Below are 19,781 nucleotides of genomic sequence, written 5' to 3' on the forward strand. Positions count from 1 at the left end.
AGAGAGTTGTCAAATGTAAATATCAGAGAGATAGATATTTATAAAATAGGCGATACAACATCTTTGGCTGAATCCTGGATCATGTCCGGGCTTTACTGCTTAAGCGACCTTGCGGCGATATTTTTTGCCGTTTTGCTCGCCTATTATTTAAGAAAATGGACTCCTGAATTCCTACTTCCGCCGAGCGCACTTGTGACTAGAGCTTACATCGAGCTGTGGCCTGCAATTTTTTTGTTTGCACTGGCATATCTAGTCTCAGGCCTTTATCCCAGCGTTGGCATTACGGCCGTCGAGGAGCTGCGTCGGACATTCATCGCAACATCTTTGGTTTTTACCATACTTTCCGTTTGGATATTTCTTTCCAGGGTAGGTTTCATCTATTCCCGTGCCATATTTTTCATCGCTTGGATTCTGGCCCTTTTATTTGTGCCCTTAGCCCGGGCGGCTATTCGATACTTTTTTGGCAGTAAAAGCTGGTGGGGAGTTTCTGCTGTCGTTATGGGTGCCGCCAAGACCGGAGCTGAAATCGTTAAGATATTAAGAAATACGAAAGCGCTGGGCATAAAGCCCGTAGCGATCCTGGATGACGATCTTGAAAAACATGGCAAATCTATTAAAGGCGTGTCAGTAATAGGAAGCTTGGAACTTGCCCCCCATCTTGCCAAGAAGTGCAATATTAGATGGGCGATAATGGCCATGCCGGGTTTAAATAGGGAAAGGTTGCTTCAAGTTTGGGAAGAAAACGCCTCGTATTTTCACCATGTGATCTACATCCCCGACCTTTTTGGCTTTGCAAGCCTTGGCGTCTTGCCGAGGGACTTTGGTGGCATATTGGGCCTAGAGGTGCGCCAGCAGCTTTTGCGCTCAGGTCCCAAAATCGCCAAGGCCATTATGGATGCGATGGTAGCGGCAGTTGCCCTTGTGGTTTCGGCACTTCTTATACCTTTTATAGCCCTGCTTATAAAGCTCGATTCAAAGGGGCCTGTATTTTACAAACAGACAAGGTACGGTAAGGGCGGCAAGCCCTTCAAAGCATGGAAGTTCAGGACCATGGTTGAAAATGCCGATGTCGTTTTAAAAGAATATTTAGCAAGGCATCCGGAGCTTAAGGAAGAATGGGACAGGGATCAAAAATTGCGAGACGACCCACGGGTGACCCGCGTCGGCAGGTTCCTAAGAAAGACAAGCCTTGACGAATTGCCTCAGGTCTTTAACGTCATCAAAGGAGAGATGAGCGTTGTGGGTCCAAGGCCAATCGTTCAAAATGAGATAGAGAAATACGGAAAATACTACTCCCTTTATACTAAAGTTAAGCCTGGAATAACGGGATTATGGCAAGTGTCAGGACGCAACGATGTCTCTTATGAAGAGCGCGTCGCATTGGACGCATACTATGTCCGCAACTGGTCCGTGTGGCTTGACCTTTACATCCTTGCCCGCACCGTCCCGGTAGCCCTTTTTGGCAAGGGCGCCTACTAGCTTTGGAGGTGGTCACAAGAAATGAATAATCTTTATATATTGATCCTCGCCGGCGGAAGCGGCACCCGCCTGTGGCCCTGGTCGCGGGAGGAGCTGCCCAAGCAGTTTTTGTCCCTGGCAGGCGAAGAAAACCTGTTTCAGCAAACGGTAAGAAGGATGACAAAGATAGCACAGCCTTCCAACCTCTATATCGTCGCTTCTGACCAGTGCAGCGCACTTTTACGCCATCAGATGAAGACGGTCGTAAAGTTTGACCACGATCCCATAATAGCAGAACCAATGGCAAAAAATACCTGCCCTGCCATAGCTCTTGGGCTGGCATATTTGCTAAAAAGTGGCGCAGACCCTGAAGACTTGATCTTCGTATCTCCAAGCGACCACATAGTAAAGGACGACGAGGCCTTTAAGAAGGCCATAAATTTGGGACGCCAGGCAGCCAGCGAGGGTCATATAGTTGTATTTGGCGTTAAGCCCACCAGGGCCGATACGGGCTTTGGCTACGTAGAGATAGACGAAGAAAGGTCCAAAGGCCTACCTTATAAGATCGTTTCAAGGTTCGTCGAAAAGCCAGACGAGGAAAAAGCTAAAACATACCTTGAAAGAGGAAACTACCTCTGGAACGGTGGGTTTTTTCTGTTTAAGGCAAAAAGGATCATGGAAGCCTTAAAAAGTGACATCCCACAAATAGGCAACCCTGCCTCTGAAGGTTACGACAGCTTAATTTCAAGCTTTGAAGACCTGCCTTCAATTTCCATAGACTACGCCGTCATGGAAAAAGAAAAAGACGTTGCAGTAGTGCCATTAGATTGCGGTTGGTCTGACATTGGCTCCTGGGACGCCTTGTATGAGACCATGGAAAAAGACGAAGACGGAAACGTCAAAAAAGGAGACGTTCACACCATAGGCGGCAAAAACAACCTGATATACGCAAACGGCCGTCTGGTCGTAGGCCTTGATGTAAATGACTTGGTCATAGCAGATACCCCGGATGCCTTGCTCGTCGCAAAAAGAGGCTCTTCTCAGGCCGTCCGGGACGTCGTAAATTACCTGAAAGACCAGGGCCGCCGCGAGGCCACCGAGGCACCAATAAACGCCCGACCCTGGGGGACGTATCAGATACTGCACCAGGGAGACAGGTTCAAGATAAAACACATCGTCATAAACCCGGACGCCAAGCTAAGCCTGCAGTATCACCATCACAGGACCGAGCATTGGGTAGTGGTGCGGGGCACGGCCCTAGCGGTCATTGGCGGCAAAGAAATTTACGTACACGAAGGAGAAAGTACCTTTATACCCAAAAGCACGCCCCATCGCCTGGTAAACCCCGGCAAGATCCCACTTGAAATAATCGAGGTCCAAAATGGCGAATATGTAGGTGAGGACGACATAATTAGGATAGAAGACGACTACAAGAGGACGGAGTGACGCTGATGACCAAAGACCTATCCCAAGTGCTATCTGCAGTAATAAGGGAATACGACATCAGGGGGATCGTAGGCGAGGAGCTAACCCCAAAGCTTTCTTACTGCCTCGGCAGGGCCTACGCGGATTACGCAAGATTAAGATGTCACCGTATAGACGACAAAACCACTGTGGCCGTGGGCCACGACTGCCGCATGGCCTCATTTAGCCTGGCAAAAGCTCTATGCCATGGCCTTTCGGATGGAGGGCTCCATCCTTTATACTTGGGCATGGTGACCACTCCTATCGTATATTACGCAACTTGTGCCTTAGATGTGGCCGGCGGCATAGCCGTGACGGGAAGCCATAACCCGCCGGAATACGACGGCTTTAAGATATGTCTGGGAAGCGACACCCTTTATGGCGAGGAACTTAAAAAACTTGGCGAGCTTGCCCTGCTGTACGAAAAGGCCGCTCCTGGACCGGCGCCTGAAATATCAGAAGAAGACATCGTGACGTCATATAAAAATGAACTTCTGTTGCGCACAGATGGGAAGGTAGTGGCACAGGCGACGCCAAAGGTCGTCATCGACGGAGGAAACGGCACAGCCGGGCCTGTCGCCAGAGATGTGCTCGAATCGCTGGGATGTGAAGTCCTTGGATTATATATAGAGCCTGATGGCAGCTTTCCCAACCATCACCCTGATCCCACAGTTGAAGATACCTTGAAGGACCTGAAGAATGAAGTCGCAAACAGTAAGGCAGATTTCGGCATTGCCTTCGATGGAGATGGCGACAGGATAGGCGTGGTCGACGAAAGTGGCAACGTCGTTCGAGGCGATAAATTGCTTTACCTTTACGCGAAAAAGATACTCGAGCAAAACCCTGGCGCCGTCATCATGGGAGAGGTCAAATGCTCCAAGGCAGTGTTTGAGGCCATAAAAAGGGCCGGAGGGAAACCCTTGATGTGGAAGACGGGCCATTCCCTCATAAAGGCGAAGATGAAAGAAAGCGGTGCGCTCCTTGCAGGAGAGATGAGCGGACACATGTTCTTTGCAGACCGCTACTTCGGCTATGATGACGCCGTATACGCCGCCTGCAGGTTGGTTGAATGCTTTGCCTATGCAAAGCTTGGCGACCCAAGCGTCACCTTTTCGAGATTGTTTACGGATCTTCCTGCGACCTTTGCGACCCCCGAAATTCGCATAGCCTGTCCCGACGACGAAAAGGAAGGCATAGTTAGCCAGGTTCGAGAGGCCATATCCGCCTGGCCCGACGTCAAGGAGGTCATAACCATCGACGGCGTTCGAGCTCACTTGAAAGACGGTTGGGTCTTGGTGCGTGCCTCAAACACGCAGCCCGTGTTGGTAGTGCGCTGTGAATCCTACATTTCCGGTGAGCATTGCGATATGCTAAAATATAGGACATTAAACCATGTAGGACAAATTATCAAACATAAAAGCGAGGGATAAAGTTGCCGAAAAAGATATGGCTTTCGTCGCCCCATATGAGCGGTGAAGGCTACGAATTGCAATACGTGAAAGAAGCCTTTGACACCAACTGGATCGCCCCCCTGGGGCCAAACGTGGACGCCTTTGAAAAAGAGCTTGCCGCCTGGGTCGGCGCAAAGCACGCCGCGGCGCTTTCTTCAGGGACTGCCGCCATTCACATGGCGCTGAAGGCCGCGGGAGTGGAAAAAGACGACATCGTTTTTTGCCAGTCCCTCACCTTTTCCGCCACGGCCAACCCAATCATATATCAAAACGCGACCCCCGTGTTCATAGACAGCGACTTTAAGACCTGGAACATGGACCCCCAGGCCCTGGAGGACGCCTTCAAGAAATACCCCAATCCAAAGGCGGTCATACTGACTCATCTTTACGGCTTGTCCGCAGACTTAGACCCAATCATGAGGATATGCCGGGACCACAACGTAACTTTAATAGAAGACGCCGCCGAAAGCCTGGGCACGAAGTATAAGGGCAAATACACGGGCACCTTTGGCAAATACGGCGTGTTTTCCTTCAACGGCAACAAGATCATCACGACGTCGGGTGGGGGAATGCTCGTCTCAGACGACGAAGAAAGGATATCCAAAGTCAGATTTTGGTCCACGCAGGCCAGGGACAAGGCACGACACTACGAACACAGCGAGCTTGGCTACAACTACAGGATGAGTAACGTATTGGCGGGCATCGGCAGGGGCCAGTTAAAGGTTTTGGACCGAAGGTTAATCCAAAAAAAGCACATCTTTGAATTTTACAAAGAAAACTTGAGCCACCTCGAAGGGCTTGAAATGATGCCCGTAAATGACTGGAACGAGCCCAACTTTTGGCTGAGCTGCATCACCTTATCCGGCAAGATCAAGCCTTTAGAAATCCTTGAGGCCCTGGAGCGGGAAAACATCGAATCGAGGCCCATATGGAAGCCCATGCACATGCAGCCCCTTTACAAGGATTGCGACTTTTGGGGAAGCGGAGTATCCCAAAAGATCTTCGAACACAGCTTATGTTTGCCGAGCGACACGAAAATGACGGACGACGACCTAAATAGGGTATGTGAAATAATTAAAGGGGTTTGGAGATGAGATGCCGAGTGAGGCGGAATTAAGGCCACAAAAAAATTACGGCCTTTACAGACGTTATTTCAAAAGACCTTTGGATTTTATGTTGTCATTGGCAGCCATTGTCATATTAAGCCCGATTTTGCTGCTTATCGCTCTGCTCGTTAGGATAAAGCTTGGAAGTCCTGTTATATTCAAACAGCAAAGACCTGGCATGAACGAAAAGATATTTACCCTATATAAGTTTCGTACCATGACCGACGAAAGAGATGAAAAGGGCGAATTGCTGCCCGACGAAGTGAGGCTGACAGATTTCGGCAAGTTCCTGCGAGCGTCGTCTTTGGATGAATTGCCAGAGCTTTTTAACATCCTAAAAGGAGATATGTCCATTGTGGGGCCCAGGCCGTTGTTGATAGAATATCTCCCTTTATATAACGAACACCAAAGGCGACGCCACGAAGTTCGGCCGGGTCTAACGGGTTGGGCGCAGGTAAACGGTCGTAACGCCATAAGTTGGGAAGAGAAATTTAACTACGATGTTGAATATGTCGATAACCTTAGCTTTCTTTTGGACTTGAAGATCATAATTTTGACTATCATGAAGGTTTTAAAAAGAGAGGGAATTAGCCAAGAGGGCAGGGCGACGATGGAGCCGTTTAGAGGCAGTCAGCAGGTAGGTCAATTACATGAAAATAAATTATAATACCAAAAAGGGGCTCTTGATTATTGGCGCAAGCGGTCACGGCAAGGTCGTTGCCGACGTTGCCTTAAAGATGAATAAATGGGAATATATTGCTTTTTTGGATCAGGATGAAAACATCAAGTCTTCGTTAGATATTGATGTAATAGATAGATCAGAAAATGCCTTTAGGTATATAAAAGACTACGATATATTCGTGGCAATTGGCAATAACGTTACGAGAGAAAAGGTATTAGAGGAATTGACGTCATTAGGAGCAAGTGTACCTGTGTTGATTCATCCTAGTGCTGTTTTGGGCAAGCTGGTGGAGGTAGGGATGGGAACGGTCATCATGGCAGGGGCTGTAATCAACTGCTGTACCAAGATAGGTAAAGGTTGCATAATCAATACCGGAGCAACAATAGATCATGATAATAAAATAGGCGATTACGTGCATATCTCACCAGGTGCTAATCTGGCCGGGACTGTAAGTGTTGGAAAGGGTACATGGATAGGCATCGGAAGCGCAGTAATAAACAATATAGCTATTACAGGCAATTGCATCATCGGAGCAGGTGCGGTAGTAACTAGGAACATAACAGAGCCTGGCACGTATGTCGGGGTACCGGCAAGGAAAATCAAGTGAGGGAATCCTCGAGGGTCGTCCTCCTCGAGCATAACCTCGGGGGTCGGATCTTGAATCTTGAATTTTTCGTTGAATCCCTTGAAAAGCAACAAAGGGGTTCTTGAATATACTGAAAGTCAAAATATAATACCGATGTTTTGTAATTTACCAATAACGTAGCAAATCAATTTCTTATCGGTATAGAGAATTTTGGCCATATTCCTCATATTTTATACTTCTCAAATTCTCCCACTTGTTACGTGATCTTCATTAGCATATAATCGTTACGCAAACTGCGTAACGCATTTAGCGTAACAATGAATGCGTAATAAGCAATAAAAGGTGGAAGGTAAATCATGGAAAATCCCTTCGTGTACGGCAAAGTAGTTCGCGGCAAGTATTTCGCCGACAGAGAGGCGGAGATTGCAGAACTAATAAATGACATCGCGTCAGGCCAGAACGTGATCGTCTTTTCCCCGAGGCGCTACGGGAAGACCTCTTTGATCCTCGAGGTCTTAGACCGCGTTAAGGCCGAAGGCTTGCTTACTTTTTACTTAGATTTGTTTAAGGTGACGTCGCAAGAGACGTTCATCGCAGCCTACGCCAAGGAAGTAGCGCGCCTTCACGGCGGCAGAATTCAAAATATGCTTAAAAAAATCAGGGACCTGCTTCCCAGGTTGGTGCCAAAGGTTGTTATGAAGGGAGAAAAGGTCGACGTCGAGGTGGAGTTTGAATTTGACCCCAGCGCAGATAAGGCGCCTTTGCTTGATGATCTCTTTGAGGCCGTAGCGACCGTGAGCTCGCAAACGGGCAAAAGAGCAGTGGCGGTTTTCGACGAGTTTCAGGAGATAACGAGCTGGGATGTAAAGGGCCAAATAGAGCGCCAGATGAGGACTCACTTTCAAATGCACGAAGACGTCTCATATATCTTCATGGGAAGCAAGCGCCACCTCATGCAGGAGCTTTTTCGGAATAAAAACCGTCCGTTTTATAGGTTCGGCAAGCACTTTCCGCTGGAAAAGATCCCCGAGGACGAATTTGCAAAGTTCATACAAACGCGTTTCGAGGAGACTGGCTTTCAAACGGGTCCGGATGTCGTAAGGGAGATTTTGCACGCAGCTGATGATCATCCTTATTATACGCAGCTTTTGTGCCACATCCTTTGGGACAGAAATCAGCAGGAAAAGATCATTACAAAAGAAAGTATCACGGCAGCATTGCAGGAGGTCTTCATGAGGGAAGCCCACGCCTTTCAAGGCCTTTGGGATATGCTAACCCTAAAGGCCCGTCAGCTTCTCGTGGCCCTGGCCAAAGAAGAAGATACTCAGGTGCGACCTTTTTCGAGCGACTTCTTGCGAAAACACAACCTCGGTTCGGCCTCGAGCGTCCAGCGGGCAATTACCCGCCTTTTGGAGGAAGAGGTCTTAGAAAAGACGGACGGAGGCTATCAATTTACAGATGTTTTCTTCAAGCGCTGGCTCAGGGAAATGTAATTTCGAGGGTCGGATCTTTAATCTTGAATTCTATGCTAATGTTTTAAAAATACAAGAAATAAGTTTACTAAAGCACCAAAACCCGAAATTAATGGTGCGAACACAATAGGGCTCCGTCGAATCTCCTGCCTGTCTTATGCTCTCGACATAGATCAAGACACCATGCAACGGATAGTAAAAGAACTTGGAGGTGAAAAAGTTATGCCGTCTGTGACAGAAAAGCTTATAAAACAGGGCAAGCAACAAGGTAAAAAAAGAAGGCGAAATTAAAGGCAAACAAGATCTGCTTATAAAACAACTGCGCCGAAAATTCGGTTTGTCATCATCTGACGAAAAGACGATCCGCTCCGTCACTGACGAATCCAAGCTTGACGCAGCAGCCGAAGCCGTGCTTGACGCTAAATCGAAAGACGAAATATTTAAAATATTGGTCTGCTAAATCACATCTCTCCAGCACAAAAGTTCTTCGTTTATCTGATGTGCTATGGAAGTATTGGATTTTTAGGAGATTTGGCAATGGCGGAAAAAATGGGCGAAATAGGAAAATCACCTTTTGCCCTCTTGACAGTCAAACTTTTATGCGAGATAGTAGCATATACGAACTTAACATAGAGGTTAAGTCATGTTAGTATATGTGTTGATCTATGAGGATGTGTTTTCCGTTTATGCCCTGGAGAAAGATGACGGAAGTTGCGATATTGCGGAACTTCTTGATATTAGCTATTCCAAAAACAAAGAAGATGGAAACTTGCGTGCTGCAATGGTTAGAAGAATTCAGGGTTTAGCGAAGGGTAATTTGCCAATAAGCAATGTACATCATTCGATCGATAAGGACATCTGGCAAATATCATCTGGGAAATACAGGTTATTGTATTTTTATGATGCTGGACGCCGAATAATTTGTACTCACTATTTTGTAAAGGAAAAGGACAAGACGCCACGCAAAGAAATCAGTAAGGCGCAAAAACACCGAGATGATTATTTTAAGGCTAAGAAAGAAAATACTATCAGATTTAAAGATTAAAGGGTGATAATATATGGCAAAAGTAGGGAGCAGGTTCAAAAAAATTTTTGAAGAGGCGCAGCAACACCCAGCCTACTGGATGGAGGATTTGAGGCTACAATTTCTCGAAGAGATTAGCGCAATAATGGAAAGTCAAGGAATTACGCAAAAGGAACTTGCGGATAGAATGGGGGTTTCTGAAGCCTACATAAGCAGGGTCTTCAATGACAACGTCGAAAAGAATTTTACCCTTAACACTCTTGTAGAGCTCAGTAAAGCCGTGAATGCAGAGATAAAAATTATCGTAACTCCCAAAAAAGCAAAAGGGTCTGATTTGCTTTATCAACAGGAATGGTTCAAGCTTCTCCAGTCTCTTGATTGCCTTAATGAATATGAAAACGTTGCTCATGATGAAACTTTAAGTCAGGAATCGCATTCTCATGAAGACAAAAGCCTCAAACCCGTGGCGGCCTAGGTTCTAACGTGTAAAATGTAGATTTGAGAAGAAGGAGAATGGCAATGACTGGCGACGGCGAAAAGCAAGTCCTACTTAAGGCTTATAATGCACCGCTAAAGCTAAAGAGCCTGTTTTTCCCCATTATCCACTATGAAGCAATTCCACATGAAAATCCAAAAGATGCCAGAGCTCCGAAGCTGAAGACCGTAAAGGCGATTCCTCAATGCGGAGATGATTTTAGAGAATGTTCTGTTTCGCTTGAAATCAAATCCGAGAGATCGTCAGAAGAAACGAAGCTTCTCTATGAATACGAAATAGTGGTATTTGGTTCATTTAAATGGACAGCAGAAATGCCGGAGGATAAAGATTTTTTATTGAAATCTTTGACTGTAACCGGAGCAAGCATCCTCTATTCCAGCGCAAGAGAAATGCTTGCCTATGTTTCTAGCCGCGGTCCATGGGGAAGGTGCATTCTTCCCACAATTAGCTTCATACCCGAGATCCGAGAACCTCGAGGGTCGGATCTTTAATCTTGAATTTTAAGCTAATGTATTAAAATACAAAATAGGTTTTTTAGAGTACCAATATTCAAGATTGAAGGTGCGAACGTAATAGGGTTTCGTCGAATCTACTGCCGGTCTTACACTCTCGACGCAGACCAAGGCACGATGCAACGGATAGCAAAAGAACTCGGGGGTGAAGAAATCATGCCGTCATTGGCAGAAAAATTGATAAAACAAGGGGAAGAAAGTGGCAAAATAGAAGGCGAAAAAAGAGGCGAGATTAAAGGTATAATCAAGGGCAAACAAGATCTGCTTATAAAACAACTGCGCCGCAAATTTGGCCTGTCATCATCTGACGAGAAGACGATCCGCTCCGTCACCGACGAATCCAAACTCGACGCAGCAGCCGAAGCCGTGCTTGACGCTATCTCCAAAGACGAAATATTTAAAATATTGGTCTGCTAAATCACATCTCTCCAGCACGAAGGTTGCTCGGTTATCATAATTTAAAAAGGAGTTAAACAAATGCGCTTGAGCGAAAGGCCGCTTGATTTTGATTTCATATTAAAACAGCTTCAAAGGGCACCGGATGCGCTAATGCCCTACAGGAAAGAGGTCGCGGCCCTGATTTTGTTCGGCTCTGCGAGTCGAGATGAGGTCACGCCTTTGAGCGATATCGACCTAGCAGTTTTGTACCGTGAAGGTTTAAGCGAATGGGAAATGTTTAAGATTCATTCAAATCTTTACATCGATCTCTCTCGGCTGATGCACACGGATGACTTTGACTTAGTAAATCTAAACGTTGCACCGTTAACCCTGCAATTTAGCGCAATAGAAGATAAAGTCATCCTGGTCCTTTACGATCCTCAAGCCTTGGTCGATTTCCAGGCTAAGGTTTTGGGTGCTTACATGGACTTTTACCCGATTCTGCGGGAGCATTACAAGAGACTCATACATGCTTCGGAGGAACCTTCAATGGATATTAAATTAATGAATCAAATTGAATTGTTACAGGAATACATAAGTCGCCTTGAAAGGATTCGACAAAAGCCTATGGAAGAATATCTAAAAGATGAAACTTTGCAGGCAGCGACGGAACGTTACTTGCAAATCGCAATCGAGACGTGCATAAACATAGGCAATCGTTTGCTTTCGTTGCATCAGTTTAAGGGCAATTTTAAGGCGCCAAAGACCTATGCAGATATCTTCAAAACACTTGCCTCGCTAAACGTCATCCCTGAAGACTTTGCCGACAAACTGGCTCGTATGTCCGCAATGCGCAACATCCTCGTCCATGTATATTGGGAAGTTGATAGCAAGTTAGTTTACCGCACAATCCACGATGAATTGGACGATTTCGGCAAATTTCTTTCGTATGTAATGGCCTTTCTCAATAAGTTGGAGGAACAGAAAGGCTGATCCCTTCAATTGCAGCGATTGCGGGGTCTACCACTTATTTAGTGATTTTATAATGGTAGACCCCAAAGATCACGGGTGCGGCTAAATAAATTTCTTCATTATATATATCACCCTACGGCGCAGCTCCAGAGCCGGGCGAGGCGGTTGAGCCAGCCGTGAAGGAAGACCCGCCGGTCGGGATTTCGGGCGACGATGTCGTTGTAGTATTTCGTGCGTCGCCAAAGCAAGGCGGACAAGATTTTGGTCTTGGGCAGAGCATGATTCCAGGCAGCCTGCATGGTCTTTTGCCCAAAAATGCCGTCGACAGCCAAATCTTCGCCCAGCATGTTAAGCGCCTCCTGCAGGAACTTCACGCCCTGCCTCAATCCGCAGTTGACGCATCCGTCGAAGACGGCTAAATCGACGGGGCGGGGGATGTGGTCGCACCCTGCAGGTTTCCAGTAAAATTTCTCGTAGATCGCCAGCGCCTGCTCTTTTGTGAGGTCCTTTACGTCTTCGGGAAGCCCGGCGTCTTTTAGTTTGGCTCGGGCCGAGGCGAGGGTGGCGGCGGTGATGCCGTAGTTCGTCCTGCCGCCGGGGTCTTTCGGGTTGTCTACGAATCCTCCTTCGACCATGAAAATATAGTCTGCAACGTTTTTTCTCATGAAATCTCCTTTCATCTATATTAATCTATATTTATGCGCCGTCGCCAGCGCTTGCATTTTTCAATTACGGTCAAAAAACTTGCAAAAAGGCCTCGAAAGTCTGCAAAATTTCAAGGTAGGCTTGCAATTACACCTCACCGAAGTATTTTGCCACGCCCTTTTCGAGGTTGTTTATCGCTATCGCCAGCTCGTCGAGACGTCTTTCCATGCGGATCAGCAGGTAGGCCGCCACCGCTATGGAAAAACCCGTCTGAAGAGTGGACGTCATAAATTCCTCCAAAAATTTCCCTCCCTTCGCTTAAATTACAGGAGCTTGAAGCCCTAGCGGGCGTCTCTAAGCAACCCCGGCTTTCCTTACGTCCGCCTCACATTATGTAAGGCCGCTAGCCCGCCTGCAAACTGCAAACGCACTGCACTGCGCAGGCAACCCCCGTGGGCAAAACAGCCCGAAATCTTTCCGTCAAAAGGCCACCTTTAAGGGCGGCCTTTTGTCATCTATATCTACACCAGCTGAGTGGTGTCGGTCTCTATCAGTTCGGCCTTCAGGATCCCCGTCGGGGGAATGCCGAATATGCTGTTATTTATTATGGTCTGCATGACCGACTCGACTTCTTCGGCTAGCAACCCTTCCTTTACTTCGGACAAAGACAAAGTCCACGGCCCGTCTTCGGTCTCAAAGGTCATCCTAAGCCTTCTTACGTTTTTTGGCTCCAACGTTTCTCACCTCCTTTTCGATTATTCTGTCATTATGTTCCGCTTTGCGCTTGCGCGGCTGAAGCATCGGCTTTTTGCGTTATCGTATGCAATTAAGCCTTAAGCTTGTAAGTTTAAGCTTGTTATTGATGAGCATATTAGCTTAGATTTGTTAGTCTTAATCTTGTTAATCTTAAGCTTGTTAGTTTAAGCTTATTACCCTTGAACTTATTAGCTTAGAATAGTTAACCTTAAGTTTATTACCATTAAACTTTTTACCCTTAGATTTGTTAACCTTAAGCTTGCTAACCTTAAACTCATTAGCTTAGATTTGTTACCCTTAGACTTGTCAGCTTAAAACTGCTCGTCTTAAATCGCCTTAAACTTGCAAGATCGCACGGCCTGCCAGGCAATTCGGTCAGTTTCAAGCCCAAGCAGTCCGTTTAGCCTTTTCGTGTTATTTGCCTGACTAAAAAGTCGGCACCTACGTTAAACTATGCGTCGGCACCTACGTTAAGCTATGCGGTCCGTATCTACCTTTTGCGCCTCTACCAGGCCGTAGGGCAGCAAGCTTGCTATGGCCTGAGCCACGGTCAACACGTCTGACGCATCGGCTCCTACGTCCACGCCTGCGATGGACTTGCTCTTCAATTTGGGCTTTCCCCATTCGTCCGCACCGGTCTGAAGCCTAAGGGTCAGACGGCTGGCTATCGGTTGATAAACTGCCATGTTTTCACCTCCTTTCCTGTCGTGATGGATCTACTATAGAGGAAACAGATCCATTTCACAATACGCATAGTTAAAGGAATATTTGACATTTATAAATTTCACTTCTGTCTGCGGATTGTTGCGGCAACTTGCCTTGTCATGCTGCGACCTTGACATAAATGAGAGTGAACCTTTGTTTGTCCACTTTCGTCGACTTGCCTTGTCATGCTAGGCCGTTACGCGTGTACTATCTTTCACCCTACGACACCAAAGGCCCCGCACCCAAACGCAACCCAGTAAATTTACCTGCCCTTGAGCCTGCCGAGTAAATATATAAATAGATTGCTTAATTTAATCCCATCCTGCTCAGATACGTCCCTTCTTTTGCCGGGATAACTTGGGCATGGGCTTCTATGTCTTGCGCGGTAACACCGTAGGGAATCGGGCCGTTTCCCGGAAGGTACGGCCTGACTTCATCGGGGCTGACGCCTCGCTTCAGCGCGAAGACGTACCACATCTTAAAGTCCTTAAATACCCAGCCTTGCCCCTCCTTGACGGCCAGGGCGACGCGCGGCCAGCCGCCCATGTGATCAAGAGAGAAGTGTATGCGATAGTCGGCAAACTTCACGGGCCTGCTTGCGCCGCAATGCGTCACTGCCCACAATACGTCGCCCCAAGCCATCATGGCCTGATCCTCAAAGGTGCCGTAAAGTGCCTCAAACAGCTCGACGGGGGAGGGAAAGAACCTCTCGGAGCGCATGCGCCTTTTGACCGCCTCAACGACCTGCGCAAGCGAAAGCTCCCTGCATGCCTCGAAGAAAAGCGTCACCTTTTTGCTGGTCAGCCTTTGACCGTACAATTCCGCCAAGCCCGCTATCGCTTTAGCAAATTCCTCGAAGTCCGTGTCGTTCACAGCAATGCACCCCTTTTTTGATTCATCTTTTCTTCCATTCGCCTTGACAGGCTCAATAGGTAGCTTTTGATCCCCTCGGGCAGGTCTGCCTTTATGTCCCTTATGTCTTTGCCCTCCTGAAGGATGCTGACAGGCCCGTCGGGGTCAAAAAATCCCTTCTTTACGTGCTTGATGTTTTCCGGATTTATCAGCCATTTAAACGGTGGCCTCCATCCGGCGGGGTTTTCGCCCATCAGAAAGGGCAGGCCCTTTACCGTCTCGAAATACCTCTCCCAGCCGTCGATCTCAAAAAGCTCGTGATTGGCCATGCTTGCGATCTTCATCAAAAAACGCGTGTCGTCGTTTAATGGAGGCACCTCACGGTCGGGGAAGTGCCTGACGTAAGACTTTATGATCTCTTCGTAGGGAGGATGCCTGAGGATGGAAGGCTCCTCATCCTGAGGCGCGTTTTGGTCTGCCTCCGAGGTGTTTGGGTCTTCCTTCTTCGGTGCTTTAAGATCATTCAAACAAACGGGTGAGGGGGTTTCGGATCTTGTTTCAGGAAGAAGGTTTGGCACGTAGGTGAACGTCTCATGTCCATCCTGCGGCGTACGTGCCGTGTACTCTAAGTGTTCCCCTGGATCTTGTTCTTTAATAATATTGGATATAGTTATATGTCTTTCGGGCGTATCGCTGTCGCATTCCTGAGGGACACATTTCGTTTCTGCGTCGGAAAGAAAAGGGTTAAGCAGCGGCAGAATATAGAGGTTGCTACGCCTTTTGCCGGATGTGCCGCGTTTCGTTATGCGGACGTAACCAAGGGCCTCGAGCTTTTTGAGGGCGTCATAAAGCCTTGACCGCGAGCAGCCCGCCAGATGGGCTAAGGTGTCCAGCCCGGGAAAGCACTTGCCCTCTCTGTCGGCGAAGCGACACAGGGCCACGTAGGCCATCTTCTCGTATATGGCCAGCCTCTCGTCGGTTATGACTTTCACATGTACTTTTACGAAAAATCCCTTTGTCAATTTCATGACCTCCATAGAAATTCTCACGTGCTGTCAAAAAAAGTAGCGTGAATATCGCATCACGCTACTGTATTTTCGCACTTTACGGACGCCGGTGCTAAACAGGCTCCTCTGCGTCCTCTCCGTCCTCGTTACTGCCTTCCTTTTCTGCCTTTTCCTGGTTTTCTTCCTTTTCCTCTGATGACTTATCATCCGATAAGAACTTTGTTATATCTCCGATGTTGAGATTCCAGTTGAGCTTCTTGCACAGATCGAGTAGCAACGCTAAAGAGGGAATGCGAAGTCCGTTTTCGATGCGGGACAGCTGACCCTGGGAGATGGATGCAGCCTTGCATACGTCAAGCTGAGTGTAGTTGAGCTCCATGCGCCTTTTCCGCAACAGGTTGCCGATGATCTTTCCTAAGAGGGCGTGATCCATGGCGTTCACCTCCTTTCGGAAAATATTTTTAAATTACGATACCAGTTTCATGAGCGCTCTCTTGCGCACGTGAAAACCATACCATAGGGTCGCAAATATTTCAAGCCCCACTAATGCAGAATATGTATAATTCCTTCCAGGAATATCTTATTATTAAATTAATAAATAATCTATATAGCGTTTATACGTAGGCATAAAATATTCGTTTGACGTTTCGCACCCCCTTGACAGGCAAATGTATGAGTAGTATTTTTACTCGTAAATAACCATGTGTGCAGGTGAATTCATTGAACGTAAAGCTTGATTCTTTGATAACCTCCCAGACGAGGGTAAAGCTGCTTTTAAAGTTTTTCTTAAACCCCGAAAGCAGGTCGTACTTGAGAGAGCTTGCCGACGAATTCGGCGAATCGACCAATTCCGTGCGGGTAGAGCTAAACAGGCTTTCCGAAGCAGGGCTTTTAACTTCCTTTGACGAAGGCAGGACAAAAGTTTATCGGGCAAACACCAGCCACCCCCTATTTCCCGAGATACACAGCATGGTGCGTAAATTCACCGGGATTGACCAGCTCATCCCCCAAGTATTGTCAAAGCTTGGCGACATACATTCGGCCTACATAGTGGGCGACTACGCAAGGGGGATGGATTCGGGTATAATTGACCTCGTCCTTGTGGGAGAGGCGGACAAAGCCTACCTGCAAAACCTGATAGACAAGGTCGAGCCCATGCTTCACCGAAAAGTACGCTACCTGACTTTGAGCGAAGATGAGCTTGAAAGGTACAAACCCGCCTTGAAGCTCGAAGAGGCGATAGAGCTGTGGAGCGGTAAGGGTGAGTGAGGGTAGGGTGAGGGATTCAAAACTAAAGATTTGACCCCAAATTGGAAGGAGAAGCAAAACTTATGTCAACGTTGTACGAAAGGATCACTTCAAAATCTGCTAAAGTCGGCGTAATCGGGCTTGGGTATGTGGGCCTTCCACTGGCGGTGGAAAAGGCAAAGGCGGGCTTTCGCGTACTGGGCTTTGACATCCAGCGCGAAAAGGTGGATAAAATAAACCGCGGCGAAAACTACATAGGAGACGTCGTCCCCGAAGACCTGGCCACTTTGACTAAAAACGGGCACCTTTCGGCCACGGACGACTTTTCCCGCATCGGCGAATGCGATGTCGTGGCGATATGCGTTCCAACTCCTCTGGACAAGTTCAAGCAGCCTGACTTAAGCTACGTCGTAAATACGGCTGACACTCTGTCTTCGTTCATGCACGAAGATATGCTCGTCGTCCTTGAATCTACGACCTATCCGGGCACCACTGAAGAAGTCCTTCTTCCCATGCTTTCCAAGGGCGGCTTGAAGGTAGGCCGCGACTTTTACCTTGCCTATTCGCCCGAGCGCGTGGACCCCGGCAACCTGCTTTATAAGACCAAAAACACGCCCAAGGTAGTAGGCGGATGCACCCCTGAGTGTCTTAGGCATGCCAAGGCCTTATACGAGGCAGTCTTACAAGCTCCCGTATTTGCCGTATCTTCTCCAAAGGAAGCCGAGATGGCAAAGATACTTGAAAACACCTTTCGCATAGTAAACTGCGCCCTGGCAAACGAGATGGCCGTCGTGTGCAGGAAGCTTGGCATAAACATTTGGGAGGTCATAGAGGCCGCTTCGACCAAGCCCTTTGGCTTCATGCCCTTTTATCCCGGCCCGGGCGTGGGAGGCCACTGCATCCCCATAGATCCCTTTTACCTGACCTACAAGGCGCGGTCTGTCGACTATCACACGAGGCTCATAGAGCTGGCAGGCGAGATAAACGACTCCATGCCCGAATACGTGACAGCTAGGCTGCAAGATTTGCTTAACGACGAAAGAAAGCCCCTAAGGGGAAGCAAGGTCATACTTTTAGGCATAGCCTACAAGGGCGACATAGACGACGTGCGCGAATCGCCCGCTCTGAAGGTGTGGGAACAGCTTGAGGCCAAGGGGGCAGACGTCACCTACTTTGACCCCTACTGCAGGTTGGTAAAACTAAAGGGCAAAGCTTTTGAATCGTGCACCTTGGACGAATATTTGCTTAAAAGTGTCGACGCCGTCGTCGTGACTTGTGCTCACACCAAGGGCGTGGATTACAATTTGGTGTTAGAAGCTTCACCGCTCATACTTGACACCAAAAACATAATTTCAAAAGTCACCGGCGTTGACATTAAAAGCTGCCCGAAGCTTCATCTGCTTTAATTTTTTTCCAAAGGAGATACCAAATTTGCAGGACTTGATTAAAGTTGCCGTAATTGGCGCAGGAAACTGGGGCAAAAATTTAGTTAAAAACTTTTACGAACTCGGCGTGCTTTCTGCCGTCGTAGACGAGGACGAAGGCCGCTTAAATAAAGCAGGCAAAGACTGCAAAGGCGTGCATTTGCTTACCGGTTTAAACGACCTATGGAAGCTGGACATATCCGCGGTCGCAATAGCTACGCCAGCGCCCACCCACTACGAAATGACAAAAATAGCCCTTTCAAAGGGCAAGGACGTATTCGTCGAAAAGCCCTTCACGCTAAACGCAAGCCAAGCAGAAGAGCTTGTAACGCTAGCCAAAACTTCAGGCCGCATAATCATGGTAGGGCATCTCCTTCTTTACCAGCCCGCCATAAGGTGGATCAAAGACTGCATCCTAAAAAATACCTTGGGGAAGTTGTATTTCCTTCATCAGGAGAGGTTAAACCTGGGGCGTGCAAGGAGGGGCGAAAACGCCCTCTGGAGCCTTGGCGTGCACGACGTGGCCGTGTTTTTAGACCTCGTAGGAAGAAATCCACAAAGAGTCGAAGTAGTGGGCCAGCCCGTTTTGCAGGATGGCATTGAAGACGACGTATACCTTCACCTTGCCTTTCCCGAGGGAGTAGCGGCACACCTTCACGCCTCCTGGCTTTGGCCGGAAAAGCACCGCAGATTAACTGCCGTATTTGAAAGGGGCATGCTCGTCTACGACGAAATTGCCCAGACGGTGACGCTTCATAAAAAATACATAAATTCAAAATTAGAAAACATAGACGAAGGCCAGCAAGTCGTATATAAAGGAAACAGCGAACCGCTGAAGCTAGAGCTTAAACACTTTATAGAGTGCTGCCAAAGCAGGCAAAGGCCCTACTCGGATGGCGAAAGCGCCGTTGGGGTAGTTAAAATTTTGGAAGAAGCAAGCAACAAGCTGGGGGTGAAGATGTGAGCGATTACTTTGTGCACGAATCTTCTTACGTAGACGACGGAGCGCGCATCGGAGAGGGCACCAAGATATGGCATTTCTGCCACATAAGCGGTGACTGCGAGATAGGCTCCCACTGCTCGATCGGGCAAAACGTCTACGTGGCAAAAAACGTGAAGATAGGAAATCACGTGAAGATACAAAACAACGTCTCGGTATATGAGGGTGTCATCCTCGAAGACTACGTCTTTTGCGGCCCGAGCATGGTCTTTACCAACGTAAGGACTCCACGCTGTGCCTACCCACGAAACACAAGCGAGGATTACGTAAAGACATTGGTAAAAAGAAACGCCTCCATAGGCGCAAACGCCACAATAGTCTGCGGTGTAACGATAGGCGAATGGGCCTTTGTCGCCGCCGGCGCCGTCGTCACCAAAGACGTGCCACCTTATGCGCTGGTGGCGGGCGTTCCTGCAAGGATCATCGGCTGGGCCTGTGAGTGCGGCGTTCCGCTGCGCTTTACCGACGCACACGCCCTATGCCCTGAATGCCTGAAGGAATACCGCAAGGAAAACGAAGCGTGCATAGTTCGAATCAAATGAG

The 19,781-nt window shown here is 47.9% G+C and carries 24 protein-coding genes; 17 read left to right on the forward strand and 7 right to left on the reverse strand.

Annotated features, from left to right (window positions below; translation table 11 throughout):
* Positions 1–6 precede the first annotated feature (6 nt).
* The 13 genes from wbaP (at position 7) to hepT (ending at position 11,622) form a co-directional block, all read left to right on the forward strand.
* Entirely contained in the window at positions 7–1,479 is a 1,473-nt protein-coding gene (gene wbaP, locus BUQ78_RS09430) for an undecaprenyl-phosphate galactose phosphotransferase WbaP (RefSeq protein ID WP_084532342.1), read from the forward strand.
* A gap of 21 nt (positions 1,480–1,500) precedes the next feature.
* Complete coding sequence (locus BUQ78_RS09435) at positions 1,501–2,904, forward strand: mannose-1-phosphate guanylyltransferase/mannose-6-phosphate isomerase (protein ID WP_074200042.1); 1,404 nt, start codon at positions 1,501–1,503, stop codon at positions 2,902–2,904.
* A 5-nt stretch (positions 2,905–2,909) separates the two neighbouring features.
* On the forward strand, positions 2,910–4,352 hold the full coding sequence (locus BUQ78_RS09440; RefSeq protein ID WP_074200228.1) for a phosphomannomutase/phosphoglucomutase: 1,443 nt from the start codon (positions 2,910–2,912) through the stop codon (positions 4,350–4,352).
* A gap of 2 nt (positions 4,353–4,354) precedes the next feature.
* A complete protein-coding gene (locus BUQ78_RS09445; RefSeq protein WP_143228367.1) occupies positions 4,355–5,467 on the forward strand; it encodes a DegT/DnrJ/EryC1/StrS family aminotransferase in 1,113 nt (370 codons plus the stop codon).
* A 1-nt stretch (position 5,468) separates the two neighbouring features.
* The gene (locus tag BUQ78_RS09450; protein WP_074200043.1) at positions 5,469–6,146 is read left to right on the forward strand and encodes a sugar transferase; all 678 of its coding nucleotides are present in this window, start codon (positions 5,469–5,471) and stop codon (positions 6,144–6,146) included.
* On the forward strand, positions 6,130–6,768 hold the full coding sequence (locus tag BUQ78_RS09455; protein WP_074200044.1) for an acetyltransferase: 639 nt from the start codon (positions 6,130–6,132) through the stop codon (positions 6,766–6,768). Before BUQ78_RS09450 ends, BUQ78_RS09455 begins: the two co-directional genes overlap by 17 nt.
* A 335-nt stretch (positions 6,769–7,103) precedes the next feature.
* Positions 7,104–8,240: an AAA family ATPase gene (locus BUQ78_RS09460; protein WP_074200045.1), complete on the forward strand. Its 1,137-nt coding sequence runs from the start codon at positions 7,104–7,106 to the stop codon at positions 8,238–8,240.
* A 298-nt stretch (positions 8,241–8,538) separates the two neighbouring features.
* Positions 8,539–8,679, forward strand: a complete 141-nt coding sequence (locus BUQ78_RS10150) for a hypothetical protein (protein ID WP_404792239.1) — start codon at positions 8,539–8,541, stop codon at positions 8,677–8,679.
* A gap of 183 nt (positions 8,680–8,862) precedes the next feature.
* Positions 8,863–9,264 (forward strand): type II toxin-antitoxin system RelE/ParE family toxin, encoded by a 402-nt coding sequence (locus tag BUQ78_RS09470; protein WP_074200046.1) that lies wholly within the window; start codon positions 8,863–8,865, stop codon positions 9,262–9,264.
* A gap of 13 nt (positions 9,265–9,277) precedes the next feature.
* Positions 9,278–9,718, forward strand: coding sequence for a helix-turn-helix domain-containing protein (locus BUQ78_RS09475; RefSeq protein WP_074200047.1), 441 nt, complete (start codon positions 9,278–9,280; stop codon positions 9,716–9,718).
* A gap of 44 nt (positions 9,719–9,762) precedes the next feature.
* Positions 9,763–10,230, forward strand: coding sequence for a protein-export chaperone SecB (locus BUQ78_RS09480; protein ID WP_074200048.1), 468 nt, complete (start codon positions 9,763–9,765; stop codon positions 10,228–10,230).
* Positions 10,231–10,407: 177 nt separating this feature from the next.
* On the forward strand, positions 10,408–10,668 hold the full coding sequence (locus BUQ78_RS09485) for a DUF4351 domain-containing protein (protein WP_074200049.1): 261 nt from the start codon (positions 10,408–10,410) through the stop codon (positions 10,666–10,668).
* 60 nt (positions 10,669–10,728) lie between these two features.
* A complete protein-coding gene (hepT, locus tag BUQ78_RS09490) occupies positions 10,729–11,622 on the forward strand; it encodes a type VII toxin-antitoxin system HepT family RNase toxin (RefSeq protein ID WP_074200050.1) in 894 nt (297 codons plus the stop codon).
* A gap of 107 nt (positions 11,623–11,729) precedes the next feature.
* Here hepT and BUQ78_RS09495 read toward each other — a convergent pair whose 3' ends face one another.
* The 7 genes from BUQ78_RS09495 to BUQ78_RS09525 form a co-directional block, all read right to left on the reverse strand.
* On the reverse strand, positions 11,730–12,266 hold the full coding sequence (locus tag BUQ78_RS09495; RefSeq protein ID WP_074200051.1) for a glycoside hydrolase family 108 protein: 537 nt from the start codon (positions 12,264–12,266) through the stop codon (positions 11,730–11,732).
* Positions 12,267–12,393: 127 nt separating this feature from the next.
* Complete coding sequence (locus tag BUQ78_RS09500) at positions 12,394–12,546, reverse strand: YvrJ family protein (protein WP_404792192.1); 153 nt, start codon at positions 12,544–12,546, stop codon at positions 12,394–12,396.
* 221 nt (positions 12,547–12,767) lie between these two features.
* Complete coding sequence (locus BUQ78_RS09505) at positions 12,768–12,980, reverse strand: DUF2922 domain-containing protein (RefSeq protein WP_074200052.1); 213 nt, start codon at positions 12,978–12,980, stop codon at positions 12,768–12,770.
* Between the two features lie 492 nt (positions 12,981–13,472).
* Positions 13,473–13,688 carry a DUF1659 domain-containing protein gene (locus BUQ78_RS09510; RefSeq protein WP_014807052.1) on the reverse strand — a complete coding sequence of 72 codons (216 nt, stop codon included), beginning with the start codon at positions 13,686–13,688 and terminating at the stop codon, positions 13,473–13,475.
* Positions 13,689–14,013: 325 nt separating this feature from the next.
* Positions 14,014–14,580 carry a hypothetical protein gene (locus BUQ78_RS09515; protein WP_074200053.1) on the reverse strand — a complete coding sequence of 189 codons (567 nt, stop codon included), beginning with the start codon at positions 14,578–14,580 and terminating at the stop codon, positions 14,014–14,016.
* On the reverse strand, positions 14,577–15,587 hold the full coding sequence (locus BUQ78_RS09520; protein ID WP_159432099.1) for a helix-turn-helix domain-containing protein: 1,011 nt from the start codon (positions 15,585–15,587) through the stop codon (positions 14,577–14,579). The genes BUQ78_RS09515 and BUQ78_RS09520 overlap by 4 nt, the downstream gene beginning before the upstream one ends.
* A 91-nt stretch (positions 15,588–15,678) precedes the next feature.
* Entirely contained in the window at positions 15,679–15,999 is a 321-nt protein-coding gene (locus BUQ78_RS09525; RefSeq protein ID WP_074200055.1) for a helix-turn-helix domain-containing protein, read from the reverse strand.
* 278 nt (positions 16,000–16,277) lie between these two features.
* On the opposite strand from BUQ78_RS09525, the gene BUQ78_RS09530 reads away from it, so the two are divergent.
* The 4 genes from BUQ78_RS09530 (at position 16,278) to BUQ78_RS09545 (ending at position 19,780) form a co-directional block, all read left to right on the forward strand.
* Entirely contained in the window at positions 16,278–16,835 is a 558-nt protein-coding gene (locus tag BUQ78_RS09530; protein ID WP_318259617.1) for a winged helix-turn-helix domain-containing protein, read from the forward strand.
* Positions 16,836–16,897: 62 nt separating this feature from the next.
* A complete protein-coding gene (locus BUQ78_RS09535; RefSeq protein ID WP_074200057.1) occupies positions 16,898–18,220 on the forward strand; it encodes a nucleotide sugar dehydrogenase in 1,323 nt (440 codons plus the stop codon).
* A gap of 25 nt (positions 18,221–18,245) precedes the next feature.
* A complete protein-coding gene (locus tag BUQ78_RS09540; RefSeq protein WP_084532346.1) occupies positions 18,246–19,202 on the forward strand; it encodes a Gfo/Idh/MocA family protein in 957 nt (318 codons plus the stop codon).
* Positions 19,199–19,780, forward strand: coding sequence for an acyltransferase (locus tag BUQ78_RS09545; RefSeq protein WP_074200058.1), 582 nt, complete (start codon positions 19,199–19,201; stop codon positions 19,778–19,780). Before BUQ78_RS09540 ends, BUQ78_RS09545 begins: the two co-directional genes overlap by 4 nt.
* Position 19,781: the final 1 nt, after the last annotated feature.

This window comes from Acetomicrobium flavidum, assembly GCF_900129645.1.
Taxonomy (GTDB): domain Bacteria; phylum Synergistota; class Synergistia; order Synergistales; family Acetomicrobiaceae; genus Acetomicrobium; species Acetomicrobium flavidum.